Annotated in this window: 1 pseudogene; it reads right to left on the bottom strand. The window is 50.9% G+C overall.

What is annotated here, in order from left to right:
* A pseudogene (locus JO943_RS18465) lies at positions 1-507 on the bottom strand (hemagglutinin); the annotation flags it as partial.

Raw genomic sequence — 507 nt, 5'->3', positions numbered from 1 at the left:
ACGCTATCGACTTTCAGGTCTTTGGCCAGTTCAATCGCCACTTTACCGTCTTGAACTTTGGTGCTGATATTTGAATCAGCGCCAACCACATCAACCGCTTCGCCCAGTTTCTTCTGAACAGTGCTGCCGTCTTGTGCGGTTAAACCGAAGCCTTTGTCAGTTAAGTCCTGGCTCGCTTGGTTAAGTTGATCTACGTTAACTGCATCAGTTCCTGCAACACCCGGTCCTACATTGCTGATGGTCGTGCCCGCAGCATCAATACCGGATTTGGTTACGCTTGGACCGCCAGTAATGGTCATACCGTCGTTGTTAATCACGGTATCGCCCGCAGTCACGCTATCGACTTTCAGGTCACGGTTCAGGCTGTACTTGATGTTGTTGCCGTCTTTCGCAACTTGCAGGTTCTCTTCGCCATCTGCTGTACCGATATCAACCGTGTCACCCGCTTTGACTGCGCCACTATTGGCACCGTTCGATTGCAAGTTCCAGCCTTTGTCTAACTCGCTG

Source organism: Acinetobacter sp. 'aerobic (ED)' (genome assembly GCF_904886855.1).
Taxonomy (GTDB): Bacteria; Pseudomonadota; Gammaproteobacteria; order Pseudomonadales; family Moraxellaceae; genus Acinetobacter; species Acinetobacter courvalinii.
Note: the sequence above shows the minus strand (reverse complement) of the source record. Positions and strands in the feature narration are given on the sequence as shown.